At 66.4% G+C, this 17,329-nt stretch carries 14 protein-coding genes and 2 pseudogenes; 11 read left to right on the top strand and 5 right to left on the bottom strand.

What is annotated here, in order from left to right:
* Positions 1 to 91: 91 nt before the first annotated feature.
* The 6 genes and pseudogenes from K2M58_RS13035 to K2M58_RS09835 all read left to right on the top strand — a co-directional run.
* Positions 92 to 295, top strand: a pseudogene (locus tag K2M58_RS13035) (winged helix-turn-helix domain-containing protein); the annotation flags it as partial.
* A 77-nt stretch (positions 296 to 372) separates the two neighbouring features.
* Positions 373 to 627, top strand: a complete 255-nt coding sequence (locus K2M58_RS09855) for an FCD domain-containing protein (RefSeq protein WP_220677406.1) — start codon at positions 373 to 375, stop codon at positions 625 to 627.
* Positions 624 to 2,045, top strand: coding sequence for an FAD-binding oxidoreductase (locus K2M58_RS09850; protein ID WP_220677405.1), 1,422 nt, complete (start codon positions 624 to 626; stop codon positions 2,043 to 2,045). The genes K2M58_RS09855 and K2M58_RS09850 overlap by 4 nt, the downstream gene beginning before the upstream one ends.
* Positions 2,046 to 2,149: 104 nt before the next feature.
* The gene (locus tag K2M58_RS09845; RefSeq protein WP_220678883.1) at positions 2,150 to 3,658 is read left to right on the top strand and encodes a (Fe-S)-binding protein; all 1,509 of its coding nucleotides are present in this window, start codon (positions 2,150 to 2,152) and stop codon (positions 3,656 to 3,658) included.
* Positions 3,655 to 5,157 (top strand): FAD-binding oxidoreductase, encoded by a 1,503-nt coding sequence (locus K2M58_RS09840; RefSeq protein ID WP_220677404.1) that lies wholly within the window; start codon positions 3,655 to 3,657, stop codon positions 5,155 to 5,157. The genes K2M58_RS09845 and K2M58_RS09840 overlap by 4 nt, the downstream gene beginning before the upstream one ends.
* A gap of 166 nt (positions 5,158 to 5,323) precedes the next feature.
* Positions 5,324 to 7,123: an L-lactate permease gene (locus K2M58_RS09835; RefSeq protein ID WP_220677403.1), complete on the top strand. Its 1,800-nt coding sequence runs from the start codon at positions 5,324 to 5,326 to the stop codon at positions 7,121 to 7,123.
* Here K2M58_RS09835 and K2M58_RS09830 read toward each other — a convergent pair.
* Positions 7,056 to 7,913 carry an IclR family transcriptional regulator gene (locus K2M58_RS09830; protein ID WP_220677402.1) on the bottom strand — a complete coding sequence of 286 codons (858 nt, stop codon included), beginning with the start codon at positions 7,911 to 7,913 and terminating at the stop codon, positions 7,056 to 7,058. The genes K2M58_RS09835 and K2M58_RS09830 overlap by 68 nt on opposite strands.
* Before the next feature lie 273 nt (positions 7,914 to 8,186).
* Between K2M58_RS09830 and aceB the strand changes: the two genes are divergently transcribed.
* On the top strand, positions 8,187 to 9,800 hold the full coding sequence (gene aceB / locus K2M58_RS09825; RefSeq protein ID WP_220677401.1) for a malate synthase A: 1,614 nt from the start codon (positions 8,187 to 8,189) through the stop codon (positions 9,798 to 9,800).
* Positions 9,801 to 10,089: 289 nt separating this feature from the next.
* Here the strand turns inward: aceB and K2M58_RS09820 are convergent, their stop codons facing one another.
* The 4 genes and pseudogenes from K2M58_RS09820 to K2M58_RS09805 form a co-directional block, all read right to left on the bottom strand.
* Entirely contained in the window at positions 10,090 to 10,371 is a 282-nt protein-coding gene (locus K2M58_RS09820) for a metal-sensitive transcriptional regulator (RefSeq protein WP_066201922.1), read from the bottom strand.
* A gap of 199 nt (positions 10,372 to 10,570) precedes the next feature.
* Entirely contained in the window at positions 10,571 to 11,092 is a 522-nt protein-coding gene (locus tag K2M58_RS09815) for a MogA/MoaB family molybdenum cofactor biosynthesis protein (RefSeq protein ID WP_066201927.1), read from the bottom strand.
* Between the two features lie 66 nt (positions 11,093 to 11,158).
* A pseudogene (locus K2M58_RS09810) lies at positions 11,159 to 11,428 on the bottom strand (hypothetical protein); the annotation flags it as partial.
* Positions 11,429 to 11,527: 99 nt separating this feature from the next.
* Positions 11,528 to 12,106: an IS607 family transposase gene (locus tag K2M58_RS09805; protein WP_066201930.1), complete on the bottom strand. Its 579-nt coding sequence runs from the start codon at positions 12,104 to 12,106 to the stop codon at positions 11,528 to 11,530.
* A gap of 837 nt (positions 12,107 to 12,943) precedes the next feature.
* Here K2M58_RS09805 and K2M58_RS09800 point away from each other — a divergent pair.
* The 4 genes from K2M58_RS09800 (at position 12,944) to K2M58_RS09785 (ending at position 17,168) form a co-directional block, all read left to right on the top strand.
* Positions 12,944 to 13,459 (top strand): DUF1284 domain-containing protein, encoded by a 516-nt coding sequence (locus tag K2M58_RS09800; protein ID WP_220677400.1) that lies wholly within the window; start codon positions 12,944 to 12,946, stop codon positions 13,457 to 13,459.
* Positions 13,431 to 14,741 (top strand): MFS transporter, encoded by a 1,311-nt coding sequence (locus tag K2M58_RS09795; protein ID WP_220677399.1) that lies wholly within the window; start codon positions 13,431 to 13,433, stop codon positions 14,739 to 14,741. Before K2M58_RS09800 ends, K2M58_RS09795 begins: the two co-directional genes overlap by 29 nt.
* 137 nt (positions 14,742 to 14,878) lie before the next feature.
* Positions 14,879 to 15,514 (top strand): IS607 family transposase, encoded by a 636-nt coding sequence (locus tag K2M58_RS09790; RefSeq protein ID WP_220677398.1) that lies wholly within the window; start codon positions 14,879 to 14,881, stop codon positions 15,512 to 15,514.
* Positions 15,498 to 17,168: a transposase gene (locus K2M58_RS09785; RefSeq protein WP_220677397.1), complete on the top strand. Its 1,671-nt coding sequence runs from the start codon at positions 15,498 to 15,500 to the stop codon at positions 17,166 to 17,168. Before K2M58_RS09790 ends, K2M58_RS09785 begins: the two co-directional genes overlap by 17 nt.
* Positions 17,169 to 17,329 lie beyond the last annotated feature (161 nt).

The raw sequence follows: 17,329 nt of genomic DNA, 5'->3' as shown, positions 1-17,329 counted from the left end.
GTCTGATGAGTGCCGTGCCGGCGATCGGTTTCGGACGAAGAACGATGCGGATCGCGGTATGGCAGGAAAAGCCGGAAGGGGCGGGTGAAATGTGATCGGGTGGGAGCCGAACCCGCGCAATCGGTCCGAAGCGCTCGCTTCGGTCCTGGCCGCCCGTCTGGCGGCCGGGGAGTGGCGGCCGGGCGAGAAGCTGCCGTCGATTCCGGAGCTCATGGCCCGCTACGGCGTTTCCCGCTCGACGGTGCGGGAAGCGCTCATGCGCCTCGCCGGGCAGGGCCTCGTCCGGATCGTTCACGGGGAGGGGACGATCGCCCGGGGTCGGCCGACCGCCGCCCTTTTGCCGCCGGTTTCGCCGGAGGAGCGGGCCAAGCTGTGCCGAACGCTCGTCGCGCGGCGGAAGCGCTGGAAGACGCCCTCGTCCAGGTGCACCGCCGTCTTCTTCGCCGGCCGGGGCGCTTCGAGGCGGTGGTCGGCGATCACCGGGCGATCGCCGCCGTTGGTCGGGTCGATCCGGCGGCTGCCCGCCGGGCGATGGCGCGGCATCTCGGCCGGGTCGAGCGGTGGATCGGCTGCCGCGGCGCGGTTCCCCGGCGCGGCCCGAAAACCGAGGGGAGGGCGGGGCGATGACGGACCGAGAAAGGCGGCTCGATTCGGTTCTTCCCGGCCGCTTTCGGAAGGTGGCGGACGACCGCTACGGCGGGCTTCCGCCGACGATGGTCGTGCCGCGAACGGTCGAAGAGGCGCAGGCGATCGTCCGGGAGGCGCGGGCTTCCGGGGAGACGGTGGCCTGGTTCGGCACCGGAAGCCGCCGCGGTCTGGGCCGGCCGGCAACGGCGGCGATCGGCCTTTCGCTCATGGCGCTCAAAGGCGTCGTCGACTATCGGCCCCACGATCTCGTCGTTACCGTGCGGGCGGGGACGACGGTGGCGGAGCTTGCCGCCGTCCTCGCTCCGGAAGGGCAGCGGCTGGCCGTCGACGTGCCGAACCCGGAGCGGACGACGATCGGCGGCGCGGTGGCGGCCGACGCGTTCGGCTGGAGGCGCCATCGCCACGGGGGGGTTCGCGATCATCTGCTCGGCCTGCGGATGATCTCCGCCTCCGGCGATCTTCTCCGGTTTGGCGGCACGGTGATGAAAAACGTCGCCGGCTACGACATGCCCAAGCTCGCCGTCGGCGCCCTCGGGACGATCGGCGGCGCGGTGGAGTTTTCTTTTCGCCTGCGGCCGCTTCCGCGGGCGCGGGCAAGCGTGGTCGCTTTTTTTCCGCCGGCGCGCTGGCCGGAGATCGAAGCGGCCCTCGCGGCGGCGCTTCGGGCGCCGATCGAACCGGAGGCGCTCTGGCTGCTTTCGCCGGCGGCGGCGGGCGATGCGGCGGGGCGGTGGGGGCTGGTGGTCCCCTTCGCCGGAGAGCCGGCGGCGATCGCGGCGGAAGAGGAGCGGCTGCGCCGGCTTCTTCCGCGGGGGGCGGGCGTCGAGGTGTCGACCGTCGGAGAAGCGGAGGAGCGGGCGCGGTTCGATCGCCTGTCGGCCGCCCTGGCCGGAAGCCCGCCCTGGCCGGCCTTTTATCGACCGATGGAAGGGTCCGAGGCGGTGGCCCGCGCCGAAGGGGAACCGGGGGCTCAAGCCGGGGACGCGGAGGCGCAAGCGCCGGATTCGGCGCCCGATCGCGCTCCGATCGTCCTCCGATTCGGGCTTCGCTCAACGGACGTGCCGGAAGCGCTCCGGCAGGCGGAGGCGCTCGGGCGGGCGGAAGGGTTTTCGCCGCAGGTGTTCGGCTGTTTCGGAAGCGGCGTGGCCTGGGCGGTGCTGGGCGGCGCATCGGCCGACGCCGCGCCGTCGGAGATCGAGGCGGCCCGGCGGGTGATCGCGGCGCTTCGGGAGGCCTTTCCGTATCCCCGCGGCATCGTCCGCATCGAGCATGGGCCGGCGACCCTGCGGCAGGCGGTCGACCCGTGGGGGATCGACGAGCGGACGGCGTCCCTCTTTCGTCGTCTGCACCGGGCGCTCGATCCGGAGGGGCGTTTTTTGGCGGCCCGGCTGGCGTAGCGGCCGATGTCCGCAGCGGACTGCCCCGGGCCCGTTCGAAGCGTTCGGTGGCCCACCGGCGCCCGGGGCGGTTGAGAAATAGGACCGGAAGGAGGGGCGGCAGGATGGCGCGAGAAATCGAAGCAGCCGAGGCGGAGGCGGGGGGCCGGCCGGGAACGGACCGTGCCGGCCGGCGCTCTCCGGGGTTTCCGTATCCGGATCCGCCGCAGGCGCCGGATTATGAACTTTGCGTCCACTGCGGCCTGTGTCTCGACGTGTGCCCGACGTATCTCGAGCGCGGCGAGGAGCTCCATTCGCCGCGGGGGCGGGTGTTTCTCATCCGCCAGGCGGCGGAAGGACGCCTTCCCCTCGACGCGGGCCTTTACGAGGCCGTCTTTCAGTGCCTCGACTGCCGGGCCTGCGAGACGGCCTGTCCGTCCGGCGTGCCGGTCGGCCGGCTGATCGAAGCGGCTCGCGGGCAGGTCGTCCGGGCGATGCCGTCGCGGGGGTTCCGGCGCTTCGTCGAGGCGACGCTCCTTCGCGGCCTCATTCCCCATCCGAGGTGCCTCGACCGGGCGGCGGCGCTCCTTCGCCTGTACCAGCGAAGCGGTCTGGCCCGAGCGGCCCGGGCCCTTCGCCTGACGAAGCTCTTGCCGCCCCATCTTCGGAAGCTGGAGCGGGCGCTTCCGGCCGTCCGCCGCTCCGTCCGCCGGCGGTATCCGGAAGCGCTGCCGGCGCTTCGACCGTCTGCGGCGGCGCGGGCCGAAGCGGCGGTCGCGGCCGCCCCCCGATCGGGATCCGAGGCGCGCCCGCCGGTCTCCCTCGCCGCGGCCGCTTCCGCGCCCGCCGCGCCTCCGGCGTTCAGGCCGGAATTCAAGCGGCCGAAGCGGGTCGGGGTGTTCACCGGCTGCGTCATGGACGTCTGGTATGCGGACGTCAACGAAGCGACGGTGCGGGTCCTCCGGGAAAACGGCTACGACGTCGTCATCCCGAAGGACCAGCGGTGCTGCGGCGCCCTCCACGTCCACGCCGGCGATCGGGAGACGGGAAAGGCGCTCGCCCGGGCCAACCTCGAGGCCTTTCTCTCCCGGGACGTCGACGCGATCGTCGTCAACGCCGCCGGCTGCGGGGCGGCGCTGAAAGAATACGGCCATCTGCTGGCCGAGGATCCGGAGCGGGAGCGGGCGGAAGCGTTTGCCGAAAAAGTTTACGACGTCAGCGAATTCCTCGTCCGTTTCGGTTTTCGGACGCCGACGGGGCGCGTCGAGGCGACGGTGACCTATCACGAGGCCTGCCATCTCGCCCACGCTCAGGGGATTCGCGAGGCGCCCCGGGCGCTCCTTCGGAGCATCCCCGGCCTTCGCCTCGTCGAGATGCCGGAGGCGGACCACTGCTGTGGAAGCGCCGGCATCTACAACCTCACCCACCCGGAGATGGCGGAGGCGCTTCTCCGCCGCAAGGTGGCCAACGTGCCGGCCGAAGCGGAGGCGGTGGCGATGGGCAATCCCGGCTGCATGCTGCAGATCGCGTCCGGCCTGCTGGAGGCCGGGCGACGGACGGAAGTGGTGCATACCGTCGCGCTGCTCGATCGGGCTTACCGCGCCGAAACCCACGGAAAGGAGGAGGCGCCATGATCGAATCCCGGGTCGCGGCGGATGCCCGGCGCCGCGAAGGCGCCGCTCTTCCCGGGCCAGAGGAGAACTTTCCGCCGCCCCTTCCCCGGGCGGTGGCGGCGGCGATCCGGTCGATCGTCGGGGAGCGGTTCTTCCTGGAAGATCCGGCGTCGCTTCTCGCCTACGCCTGCGACGGTCAGACGCTCATCTGCCGTCCTCCCCGGGCGGTCGTGCTTCCGGCGACGACGGAAGAGGTGGCGGCGGTCGTCCGCCTCCTCTACGACGCCGGGATCCCGTATCTTCCGCGGGGTGCCGGAACGGGCTTAAGCGGGGGCGCCGTCCCGCTGAACGGAGAGGTCGTCTTAAGCCTCGCCCGGATGAAGCGGATCCTTCACGTCGATCCGGTCAACCGGCTGGCGGTCGTTCAGCCGGGGGTCGTCAACCTCCGCCTCTCTCAGGCGGTGGCGTCGGAGGGGCTCTACTTCGCGCCGGATCCCTCCAGCCAGTACGCGTGCACGGTCGGCGGCAACGTCGGGGAAAACGCCGGCGGCGCCCACTGCCTCAAGTACGGCGTGACGACGAACCACGTCCTCGCCCTCCGGGTCGTCCTTCCGGACGGGGAGGTCGTCGACCTCGGCGGTCCGCCCGGAACCCCGGGGCCGGACCTCGTCGGCCTCTGGACGGGTTCCGAGGGGACCCTCGGCATCGTCACCGAACTCACCGTCCGGCTTTTGCCGCTTCCGGAAGGCCGGCGGACGGCCCTCGCCTATTTCGATACGGTCGACGCCGCCAGCCGGACGGTGGCGGACATCATGGCCGCCGGGATCGTTCCCGCCGCCCTCGAAATGATGGACGCCGTCGCCATCGAAGGGGTGGAGCGGGGGAAAAAGCCGGCGGGGCATCCGCCGGATGTCGAGGCGCTCCTCCTCATCGAGGTGGACGGCGTCGAGGCGGGCCTCGACGCCGAGATGGAACGGATCGTCGCCGTCTGCCGGAAAAACGGCGTGCGGTCGGTCAAGGTCGCCGAAAGCGAGGCGGAGCGGCGGCTCTGGTGGGACAACCGGAAGACGGCCTTCGCCGCCATGGGGGCGATCTCGCCAAATTACCTCGTTCAGGACGGGGTGATTCCCCTCAGCACGCTGCCGGAAGTGCTGCGGCGGATCCGGGCGATCGGGGAAAAATACGGCCTTCGCATCGCCAACGTGTTTCACGCCGGCGACGGCAACCTCCACCCGCTCATCCTGTACGACGGGCGGGTACCGGGAGAAGCGGAGCGGGCGGAAGCGGCGGGCCTGGAGGCGCTTCGGGTGTGCGTCGAGGTCGGCGGGTCGATCACCGGCGAACACGGCGTCGGCATCGAGAAACGGGAGGCGATGTGCTTCATGTTCGACCCGCCGGAACTCGAGGCGATGCGGGCCGTCCGGGCGGCCTTCGATCCGAAGGGGCTTCTCAACGCCGCCAAGCTCATTCCGACGCCGGGACGCTGCGGCGAGGTGAAGGCGGCCTCATGGGAAAGGTGAGAGCGCGGAGCGGGCAATCCGCCCGCCCGCCTCCTTTTGAAAGCGGTTGCTTGTTTCCGAATGCGCCAAAACGCGACGGAGACGCCATGAGTCATGGGTTCGAAAATTTTTACTAATGTATTCCGGGAGCTGGCACCGATCTGAGCCAAGGGGGTGTCGATGGACGATGTCTCTTGTTTATTTTCAAAATTACGACCCGCTCCGCAACGGGGTCCTGTCGACCGTCGTGGCCGCGCTGCCGATTCTCGTGCTCCTGTATTTGCTGGCGCTTCATCCGCGCCGGGACGCGCTTGGACGGCGTCAGTTCGGGATTTATGCACCGTATGCGGCGGCGGCGGCCGCGGCAGTGGCGATCGTTCTGGCCGTCACGGTCATGGGCATGCCCGCGCCGACGGCGATCAGCGCTTTTGTCTATGGCGCTCTGACCGGCCTTCTGCCGATCGGCTGGATCGTATTTGCGGCCATTTTTCTGTATAATATGACTCTTGTCAGCGGAGCCTTTGACGTCCTCCGCCGAAGCATCGCCGGCATCACGGAAGACCGGCGCCTGCAGGCGCTTTTGATCGCTTTCAGCTTCGGCGCGTTCATGGAGGGGGCGGCGGGTTTTGGCACGCCGGTGGCGGTCGCCGGGGCGATCCTGGCTGGCCTCGGCTTTCGGCCGCTCGTTGCCGCCGTCATCGCCCTCATCGCCAACACCGCGCCGGTCGCCTGGGGAGCGATCGGAACGCCGATCATTACCCTGTCGGCCGTAAGCGGCCTTCCGGAACATCTGCTCACGATGATGGCCGGAAGGCAACTTCCTTTTTTCTCGATCCTCATCCCCTTTTGGATGATTGCGACCCTGGTCGTCCTCGATCGAGGAACGGTGCGGGAGTTTTTTGAGGTTTGGCCTGCCACGCTCGTCAACGGCCTATCGTTTGCCCTCGTCCAGTATGGGCTTTCGCAGGCCGGAAACGTGATGCTCGTCGACATCGTGAGCGGCGTTGTCAGCCTGGCGGCGACGGCTCTCTTTTTGAAAATCTGGCACCCGAAACACGTCTTGACCCATGAAGAAGTCAATCGCCGCTTCGGTTGGACCGGCGATCCGGCCCCTCGCGGGAGCGATCCGGCCCGGGTGGAAAGCGCCGCCACCGAAAGCCGGGCCCACGACCGATCTTCTTCTGCCGGCCTTACCCCCCGCGCGGTTCTTCGGGCGTGGGCGCCGTGGGCGCTTCTTGCTGTCGCCGTATTCCTCTGGGGGCTTCCCGGCGTGAAGGCCTGGCTGAACGGTCTGTCGGCGCCGAAGTGGCCCATGCCCTATCTTCACGGCATCGTGTACCGGACGCCGCCTGTGGCGCCTGGCGGGGAACCGCAAGCGGAGGCGGCCGTCTATACGCTGGCCTGGCTTTCGGCCGCCGGAACGGGCATCCTCATCGCCGCCCTCATCTCTGGCCTTTTTGTGCTTCGGCTAACGGCCGCTCAGTGGAAAGAAGCATTTTTCCGCACGGTCGCTCGCATGAAGGTGCCGATTCCGGTGATCGCGACCGTCGTCGGCCTCGGCTTTACGACGCGTTATGCCGGCATGGACGCGATCCTCGGCCTCGCCTTCACGAAAACGGGTGCGATTTATCCCTTCTTTGCCGCAATGCTCGGCTGGCTTGGCGTCTTTCTCACCGGAAGCGATACCGCTTCCAACGCGATGTTCGGCAGCCTGCAGCGGATCACCGCCGAACAGCTCGGGCTCAACCCGGTGCTCATCGTCGCCTCCAACAGCACCGGCGGCGTGATGGGGAAGATGATCGACGCCCAGAGCATCGTCGTCGCGACGGTGGCGACGTACGAGACGCAGGAAGAAGGGTTGGCGAACGTCGGGACGATCTTCCGGCACGTGTTCTGGCACAGCGTGGCGCTGGCGACGCTTATGGGCCTTCTCGTCCTGCTTCAGGCGTACGTCTTTCCGTGGATGCAGGTGCCGTACCGGCCTTAACGCCTTTTTCGGCGGGGGGCGGGGCCGAAGAAGCGTCCGGGTGCCCGAGGCGGGCGGAGATGGCGGCGCCGGCCGCCCGTGCCCGTTCCGCCAGCGCCGGAAGGCGGGGGGTCATCCGTTCCGTCGGGCCCGAGATGGAGAGGGCGGCGACGATGGCGCCGGTGTGGTCGAAGATCGGCGCCGCGACGCAGGTGATGCCCGGTTCGTTTTCCTCGTGGTCGAAGGCGACGCCCCGGGCCCGGATGTCGGCGAGGTGCCGGATGAGGGTCGCCTCGTCGGTGATCGTGCGGGGGGTGTGGCGGGGCAGGCCGTGCCGCCGGAGGATGGCGTCTCGCCGCTCGGGCGGCTGGTGGGCGAGGAGCGTTTTCCCGGCGGCGGTGCAGTGGAGGGGCGCCCGATGGCCGATGCGGCTGTGCATCCGGATCGTCTGGCGCCCTTCGACTTTGTCGATGTAGACCGCTTCCCCTTCGTTCAGGACGACGAGGTGGATCACCTCGCCGGTCTCCTCGGCAAGGGCTTCGAGCTCCCGGCGGGCCACCTGCCGCACGTCGAGATCGGCGAGAAAGCGCGTCACGAGGCTTAGCCACTTTGCGGTCAGGCGATAGCGGCCGTGCGCTTCGTCTTTTTCCATGTAGCCGAGTTCGACGAAGGCGGAAAGCAGGCGGTGGACGGTCGTCTTCGGCAGGGCGAGCCGGCGGGCGAGATCGGCGACGCCGACGCCGTCTTTGGCCTCGGCGACCGCTTCCGCAAGCCGCATCGCCCGCTCGAGCGATTTGATGGGCGACTCCATCGACAGAGCTCCTTTCCCGGGGCGAAATATCGATTTGAACTGTCGTGAATAAGATTGCACGCCGCGTCATCGCCGCGGGTTCTTCCGTTTCCGCCGAAACGATGATACCATAAGGATGAATGCGGAACATCGTTCCGCATTGAGGAACGACGGCGGCGATCGCAACGATCGAAGGGTCGCGGTGAGGGAGGCCGCCTGAGCGGCGCGTCGCCCGCTGCGGCCGTCGGACGGCGTACGGCGCCGTGGCGAGATGGGGGAGAAAGGGTGAGGCGGATGTCGGAAGCGCGGAACGGGGCGATCGCGGCTCCGGACGGGGTCGAGATCCGCGGCCCGGTGACGGCGGCCTTCGCAGAGATCCTGACGCCGGAGGCGCTGACCTTCGTCGCCGAGCTGGAGCGGCGATTCGGCGGCCGGCGGCTTGAGCTCATGAAGCGCCGGGAGGAGCGCCAGGCGGAGATCGACGCCGGGAAGCTGCCGGATTTTCTCCCGGAGACGCGGGAGATCCGGGAAAGCGCGTGGACCGTCGGGCCGATCCCGGCGGATCTTCAGGACCGGCGGGTGGAGATCACCGGCCCGGCGAGCGACCGGAAGATGGTCGTCAACGCCTTGAACTCCGGCGCCAAGGTGTTCATGGCCGACTTCGAGGATGCGAACGCGCCGACGTGGGAAAACGTCATCCAGGGGCAGATCAACCTTCGGGACGCCATCCGGCGTGAGATCGATTTCGTGTCGCCGGAAGGGAAGGCGTACCGCCTGAACGAGAAGGTGGCCGTCCTCATTGCCCGGCCCCGAGGCTGGCACCTGCCGGAAAAGCACCTCCTCGTCGACGGTCGGCCGGCCTCCGGGGCGCTGGTGGACTTCGGCCTGTACGTGTTCCATAACGCCCACGAACTTCTCCGACGGGGGAGCGGGCCGTATTTTTATCTGCCCAAGCTCGAGTCGCACCTTGAGGCGCGCCTGTGGAACGACGTGTTCAACTACGCCGAGGACGCCCTCGGCCTCGCCCGGGGGACGATCAAGGCGACGGTCCTCATCGAGACGATCCTCGCGACGTTCGAGCTGGACGAAATCCTCTACGAACTTCGGGAACACGCCGTCGGCATGAACTGCGGCCGGTGGGACTACATCTTCAGCTACATCAAGCGGCTCCGGAACCGGCCGGAGGTCATCCTGCCGGACCGGGCCCAGGTAACGATGACGGTGCCGTTCATGCGGGCGTACACGCTCCACACGATCAAGGTCGCCCACCGGCGGGGGGCGTTTGCCATCGGCGGGATGTCGGCGTTCATCCCGGTCAAGGACGACCCGGAAGCGAACGCCCGGGCGCTCGAGCAGGTTCGCCTCGACAAGGAGCGGGAGGTGACCGACGGCCACGACGGGACGTGGGTCGCCCATCCGGCGCTCGTTCCGGTGGCGATGGAGGTGTTCGACCGGCACATGCCGGCCCCGAACCAGGTCCACCGGCGACGGGACGACGTCCAGGTGACGGCGGCCGACCTCCTCGCCGTGCCGGAAGGGTCGATCACCGAAACGGGGCTTCGGAACAACATCAGCGTCGCCGTCCAGTACATCGAAGCTTGGCTCGGCGGCCGGGGGGCGGTGGCGATCTTCAACCTGATGGAAGATGCAGCGACGGCGGAGATCGCCCGGGCGCAGGTGTGGCAGTGGATCCACCACCCGAAAGGGGTGCTGGACGACGGCCGCAAGGTAACGGAGGCGCTCGTCCGGACCCTCATCGACGAAGAAATGGCGAAGATCCGGGCGATGGTCGGCGAGGAGCGGTTTCAATCCGGCCGGTACGGCGAGGCGAAAGATCTCTTCCTCGACCTGGTGCTCCGGGACGATTTCGTCGAATTTTTGACGCTGCCGGCCTATGAGCGGTTGTAAGAAACGCGCGTCCGAGGGGTTGCCGGCGGAGGCCGCCGTCATGCCTGAGAACGCCGTCGGCCCGGATCCGGCCGCCTTCGCCGGCGAGGAGGCTCACGAACGCTCGAGCGTTCGGAGGGCGCCGGGCGATTCGGCGCCGAAGATCCGGCGCCGCAACGGAAGAAATGCAAAAAGCGCCGCCCTGGGCGGCGCTTTTTTCGATTCGGGCGCTGGCGACGGACGTTTTTCCCGCACGGCCGAAAGGCCGGGGCCCTCATTTCCGTCGCCTCGGCCGGCGCACCGGAGGCGCTCAGCGGGATTTGGTGAGGAGCTGGATCGCTTCCTGGATCTTCTGCTCGGTGTCCTCGCCCTTGATCACCTGTTCCCGGATGCACTGCTCCATGTAGTTGGCGATGACGTAGGCGATCGCCCGGTCGACGGCGGCGCGCATGGCCGAAAGCTGGTGGACGACCTCACCGCAGCTTCGCGCCTCTTCCATCATGCGGAGGATGCCCCGGGCCTGGCCTTCGATGCGCTTCAGGCGATTTTTGACCTTCTCGTCGTAGATCGTCGCTTCGCGCGAACGCTCCATGGCGTTCACCCTTTCTTTTCTATCGTGCTGATCCGTCGAAGCAGGGGCACCGGCCTCCGAACGGCCGCGCCGAGCGGCGGTGCCTGGAGGGGGCTCGGCCCGCTGTCGGAGGCGTATGCCGGTATCCCTAACTTTCTTCCCCTTATATCCTACCCGCACGTTCAAAAAAAAGAAAGGGCCTGGTACGACGGTTTCGCTTTTAAGGCGTTTTCTGCCGGTGTTTGCGGAGTTCGCCGATGAGGTGCGGAAGTTCCGGCAGGATGAGCTTTTCCATCCCGAGGGCGACCGCCTTGGTCGATCCGGGGAGGGCGAAGACGGGTTTCCCGGCGGCGATGCCGCCGATCGCCCGGGAGAGCATGGCCGCGGAGCCGATGTCGTGATAGCTCAGCATGCGAAAAAGCTCTCCGAACCCGTCCAGCTCCTTCTCGAGGCGGCGGGAGACGACTTCGACCGTCGTGTCCCGGGCCGAGATGCCGGTGCCGCCGCTTAGGACGACGGCTTCGACGTCCGGGTGATCGAGGGCCGCCGTCAAGGCGGCGTCGATGCGATCGGGCTCGTCGGGAACGATGGCATAGGAGACGACGGGAAAACCGCGGGCTGCCGCCAGTTCGCGGATGCGGGCGCCGCTTCTGTCCGTCTCCGGCGTTCGGGTGTCACTCACGGTGATGACGGCGATTCGGACCGTATCCGGCCCGGGAGTGTGGCAGACGGAATCGGGCATGGGGCAGGCTCCTTTCTGTTCTCATCAGTGGGGTTGAAACGCGTGTGACTTTCTCCGTTCCGCAACTCATGGACAAAGGTCGCGGTTGCTTCCGGCATCCTCGACGGGATGCGCGTAGACCGCGGCCGGAGTCAGCCGCGTTTCGCCGCAGAGCCCGACTCCACAGGCGTCACTTTCCGCGGAACTCACGGGAGGACCGCATTCACCTACGGCCAGGTCGAACCTGAGCCGGTTCTTCGTCCCATTCTCGTCCCGGTTGCGGTGCGCGCCGCACGCCGGATACGTCCACGCCCGGACGGAAAGCGGAAGATCGGAAAGAACATGCCCGCAGGCGCGGCACGTCTTCGACGGTTGTGGGCGAAGCGGGCCGCTTCGGCATGCTTCGCGAGGAGAACGCGCTGCCGGTCGTCGGGATCCGGTTCGTACCGGGAGGCTCTATGGATCTTCACGCTGGAGCGCCTCCAGCGCCCTTTTTGCCCGGCGTCTCGCGGAACGCTTGCCGTACCATCGTGCGGCGAGGGACGTGAGCACCTCGGTCATGTCGCGCACCAGGTCGTCGGCGTTCTCTTTTTCTTCTTCTTCCACCACCAGGACTCTTCGGCCTTGCGCCCGAAGGGCGGCTTCGAGGAATTCAAAACCAACGGGAGTGAGCCGGTCTCGGTGTTCGACGACGATCGTCGTGACGTTCGGGTCGGAGAGGAGCTTGATGAGCTCCCTCCGCTTGCCGTTCAGACCGGACCCGATCTCCTTGACCGTCTTTCCGACCGAAAGGCCCTGGGCATTGGCAAACTCCAGAAGCCTCACCACCTGTCGTTCGAGATCGGCCTTTTGGTCGGAAGACGACACCCGGGCGTAAAGGGCGACGATGCCAGCTTTCGGCGCTTCGGGTTCGTGGACGAGGATCGTGCCCGAGGGGGTGATTTCGAACGGCACGGGCATTTTGCCCTCTTTGACCCAGCGCCACGCCGTCTTGTAGGTGATGCCGCGTTTTCTGGCCCATTCGCTGAGTTTCATGGGTATATTTTACTTGAGAAAGTGACAAAGATCAATCCGTATTTTGGCTCCATGTCAAAAAGTGTGACCGGGCGATCCGATGAGCGAAGGGAACAAAGGGCCAAAAGCATCTTCGGTTTGATCTTCGGGTGCACGCCCTCGGTGTCGCCGTTCAACGCCCGCCAGGGGGGATCGGCAAGGATTTCGTTCTTCCGGCGCTCAAGCGTTCGGCCCTGCGGCAGGAGCGCCGCGTCTCTGCCCCCCTGCCTCAAAGCGGATCCGGTCCAAAATTGCCTTGGCTTCCTCCCGGGAGGCGGCCCGGGAGCGGTCTCGCAGCTCTTCCTTGACCCCGTGAAACTGCGCCCCGTTCCGGAGCCCGGCGGGTCGTGGCCGGCGCTTTCGCCGGACGCTCGCTGAGGTCTGCTTCGTTTTTGCGCGGACCCGCCGCGGCCGAATCCGGAGAGAGGCCGGCCCTTGATTCCCCCCGTCGACGCTCTGCTTATTTTGCACCAGGCGATCGATGATCCGGCCTTGAAGACCGTGCGCGTGTCCATGGACGGTTTCACAGGCGGTCGGAGCCTCCTTGGGATGGGGGATGGTGTTGGTGACGATCCCATGAGCGCTCTGACCGCCTTTTTCCTGCTTGGGCCACCCCACTTTTTAGCTTGGAGCCCCGAAGGCTCTTTGCCTTCGGAGGGGACCGTCACTGGAGTCCCGACTGCGTCAGGGTGCCGGGCTTACGCCCCGGACCTTGACAATACGTGTATAGACGCCGCTTTCATTCCGTCCCCTGAAGGAGGCGGGTCTTTCCGCGGCGTACTATAATATAAAAAATCCGAGTTTGGAGAGGGGGAGGAAATGGATCGGCCGGTCGGCGGGAAGGCGCCGCTCGTCCTGCGGGCGCACCATCTTCTCTGCATCCACGGGTTTCAGGGGATGGGCTACAGCGCGGAATTCGTCGCGACGATGGCGCGCATCGTCGCGGCGATGCGGAATTCGGCGCCCCTTCCGGTGCGGGTCGTCCGCGGCCTCGATACGGCGTGCTTGAGCTGCCCGCACCACGGCGAGACGACGTGTGAGGCGTCGCCGACGTCGGAGGCGCACGTCCTCGGGATCGACGACCGGGTGCTAGCGCGGCTCGACCTTGTGCCGGGGAGGGTGTACGAGAAAGCGGAGCTCATCCGTAGGACGCGGGAGCGGGTGCGGCCGGAGGATCTTGACGAACTGTGCGCCGGCTGTTCGTGGCTTTCGTACGGTGTGTGCCAGGAAGGGATCGCCCGCCTGCGCGGAGGGGCAGACCGGGGCGCGCCGCCGGGATCAATCCATCGAAAAGGGGAGCGGGAAGATGGCGACGTCGACGGGGCGCAGGGATGATCTGGAGCGGACGACGGTGCGCAAGGTGTCGCGGAGGATTTTGCCGTTTTTGTTCGTTCTGTACATCATCGCGTATCTTGACCGGGTGAACCTCGGATATGCCGCCTTGGAAATGAACGCCGATCTCGGCATCGCCGCGGAGGCGTTCGGGCTGGCCGCGGGGATTTTTTTCATCGGGTATTTTTTGTTTGAAGTGCCGAGCAACGTCCTGCTGCATCGGCTGGGGGCCCGGGTGTGGATCGCCCGCATCCTCATCAGCTGGGGGCTCGTCGTGATCGCCACCGCTTGGGTGGCGAACACGTGGCAGCTGTACGCCCTGCGGTTTCTCCTCGGCCTGGCCGAGGCGGGCTTTTTCCCCGGCATCATCCTGTACCTCACCTACTGGTTCCGGGATCGGGACCGGGCCCGGGCGGTTGCCCTCTTCATGTCGGCGCTTCCGGTCTCCAATATCATCGGGGCGCCGGTGTCGACCTGGATCATCGATCACGTTCACTGGTTCGGGTGGGCCGGCTGGCGCTGGATGTTCATTCTGGAAGGGATTCCGGCGGTCGTGCTCGGCCTGATGACGCTTCAGGTTCTCACGGACCGGCCGGAGCAGGCCGACTGGCTCGCCGCCGAGGAAAAAGCGTGGCTCGTCGGGGCGCTCCGGGAGGAGGCGGCGGCGAAGCCGCCGGCGTCGACGTGGACGGCCTTTCGCGACAGGACGGTGTGGCATTTTTCGCTGATCTATTTTACGCTCGTCATCGGCCTGTACGGCATCGGTTTCTGGCTGCCGACGATCACCAAAGGAATCGCCGAGGTGATGGCCAAGGCGCAGGTGTCGAACACGACCGTGGGCCTGATCGTCGTCGTCCCGTATGTCTTCGGCGGCGCGGCGATGCTCCTCTGGTCCCGCCGGAGCGACCGCCTCGGCGAACGGAAGTGGCACACGGCGCTTCCGGCCCTCGTCGGCGCGGTCGGGCTCTTCTTTTCCGGTTTCTGGCCGGAGCCGTTCGGGGCGCTCGTGATGCTCACGGTGGCGACCGTCGGCATCTACAGCTTCTTCGGGCCGTTCTGGTCGTTTGCGAACCAGTTCTTAAGCGCCGAGGCGGCGCCCGTCGGCATCGCCGTCATCAACTCGATCGGCAACCTCGGCGGCTTCGTCGGCCCGTACGCGGTCGGGTATCTCAAAACCCTGACGGGCGCGAACGCAGCAGGGCTGTACTTTCTGAGCGCGTCTCTGGCGGTGTCGTTCATCCTCGTGACGCTCGTGCGGGTCAAGGCTCGGCAGGCGGTCGTTTAAAAGGGCGCTGCAAAGATTCAAAGCGAAATCCCGATCGGTTCCGGCGCGGAGCCGATCGGAGGGCAAGGAGGTTCGTAGCAGTCACGAATAAACACCCTTTTCTTGACTGAAATTCACTGTCTTTATACCATAAAAACATGGAACTTCTATCCATCCGCGAAGCGGCGAAAAAGCTCGGCGTGCACCCCAACCGTCTCCGGGAGTGGGAGAAAAAAGGGCTCATCCGACCGATTCGGCTTCCGAGCGGCCACCGAAGATACCCGACAGAAGAAATCGACCGCATCCTGAAGGCAGGAGGGATGAACGAAACAGAAGCCGATGCGGTCGCTCTCTATGCCCGGGTCTCGACGAAAAAAGAGGCCGAAGCGGGAAACCTCGAGCGGCAACTGGAAAGGCTTCGGGCTTACGCCGGTGAGAAAGGATACCGGGTGGCGGCCGAATACACGGACGTGGCCTCCGGCCTGAATCAGAAGCGCCGCGGATTGGACCGAATGCTTAAGGCGGCCGAACAGGGCGAGTTCAAACGACTTCTCATCGAATCTCCCGACCGCCTGGCACGGTTTGGCTTTGATTACCTCGAACGGCACCTGAAGTTCTGCGGCGTAGAAATCGAAGTGATCTCGCCGAAAGAACCGGAAGAGGCGCACGCGGAGCTCGTTCAGGATCTTCTGGCTGTCGTCACGTCTTTTTCCGCCCGGATCGACGGCGCCCGAGGGGGAAGGAAAATCCGCCGGGGCTTTCAGGAGCTGATGCGGCGTGTCCGCGAAGAATAGCTTCACGATCGTCGGGGAATTCTTTCCCGAAGTTTACCCGGCCTTTCGGTCCGGGAAGTGGGCCCGGGGCGAAGAAGATCCCCTGACCACCGAGATGCGGCTTTTCTCCGCCTGTCTCCGGTGGTCTTACAGGCGGATTTTGAAGGGAGTTCCCCGCACGGAAATCAAAAAGCACGGCCAGGATCTTTTCGGCCTCAACTCCCGCTACGTCGACGATGCCCGCCTGAAGGCGCAGGGCATGATCGATGCGCAGAAAGAACTTCTGGAGCTTAAGATCGACACGACCGAAGCGAAGCTTCGGCGGGCGAGAAAGAAACTCGGCTGGGCCATGGAGAAACGGAGCCGGGCCGAAAAGAACGGCCTCTCGAAAGAGGAACTCCGGGCGCTCGATCGGACCGTCCATGGAAAGCAGGCCCGCGTCTCGGCGCTGGAAAAGAAGTTAAGGGAGTTAAAAGAACACAAAGAAAACGGAACCGTCCCGCCCGTGATCTTTGGAGGAAGAAAGCTCTGGCGGAACGTCTGCAAGGGAAAGGCCACCCGGGACGAATGGCGGGCGGCCCGAAAAAATCGGCTTTACGCCCGCGGGGACCGCACCAAAGGCGGCAACCCCAACCTGAAGATCACCTTCGACGGGCATGCATTCCGCATGGCCGTCACGATTTCTCATCTGTCGGAGCCGACCGGTGTGGACGCCCTAGGGCGACCGATCATGCGCCGGGCGCCCCGCGTCCTTGGGCGACTCTGGATTCCCGAGAAGCACCGGGCGCGCCTTCTCGGGTGGCTCGCCGAAAAGCGGGCGTACACCGTAGAACTGATCCGGGGCCTGGACGGACGCTTTCGCGTTCACATCGCGCTGGAACTGGACGATCAACCGGCGCCGGATTTTTCGTGCGGCGTCCTGGCCGTCGACATCAACCCCGACGGCGTGGGGCTCGCCAACGTCTCTTCCCGCGGTCTTCCCGAACCGTGGCCGAAGAGATTCCGGATTCCCCATCCGAAGAACCTGGGCAAATACGACGGGGAGTTTCAAATCATCCTGTATCCGTCGGGCTTTCTGTATCTCCGGGTCCCTGAACTCGCCTACGCTTCGGGATTTCGGCGCCGGTATCTCATCGGCGTCCTGGCCAAGGTGGTCGTGGACGTCGCCAAAGCGTTGGGGAAGCCTCTGGCGATGGAAACGCTGAGTTTCGATCAGGGGAGGCTGGACCGGGGAAAAACGTTCAACCGGATGGCCGCCCAGTTTCCTTATGCGATGGTCCTTCAGGCGTTGATGCGGCGGGCGGTCAAAGAGAACGTGGGGTACAAACCCGTTCCGCCCCAGCACACCTCCACCATCGGCCGGCTCAAGTACGAAAAGAAATACGGCGTTCCCGTTCACGGTGCGGCGGCCCTGGTCATCGGCAGGCGGGCCATGGGTTTTAGGGAGCGCATCACGCGCGAGGTTCGGGACTTCGTGCTTCGGGTGAAAGAACGGCGGAAACCGACGGGGAATCTCTTGCCGAGGGAAGGAACCGGGATGACCCGGAAGGTCGAAGCCGCGCTTCAGGCGCTGGAGACGAAGCTTCACCGGCACAACGGGCTTGCCCGCCGGCAGCAGGAAAGTTTCTTCTCCTGCTGGCGCGACCTCAAAACGCTTGCTTTGGCCTTCCGGTAACCCCGTTTCGCCGGGTGTTCGGACAAACCCGGTAGGGCGAATCTGACAGATCGGTGCTTGCGGCGGCGGGTTTCGCCGCCTCTCCCCCGGCCCCCTCCGTTCTGCGGGTGCAACGCACTCCGACCGGCCGTGCAGACGAGACCGGGGGACGGGGAAGGAAG

The sequence above is a fragment of the Hydrogenibacillus sp. N12 genome (genome assembly GCF_019645935.1).
Lineage (GTDB): Bacteria > Bacillota > Bacilli > Thermicanales > DSM-22653 > Hydrogenibacillus > Hydrogenibacillus schlegelii.
Note: the sequence above shows the minus strand (reverse complement) of the source record. Positions and strands in the feature narration are given on the sequence as shown.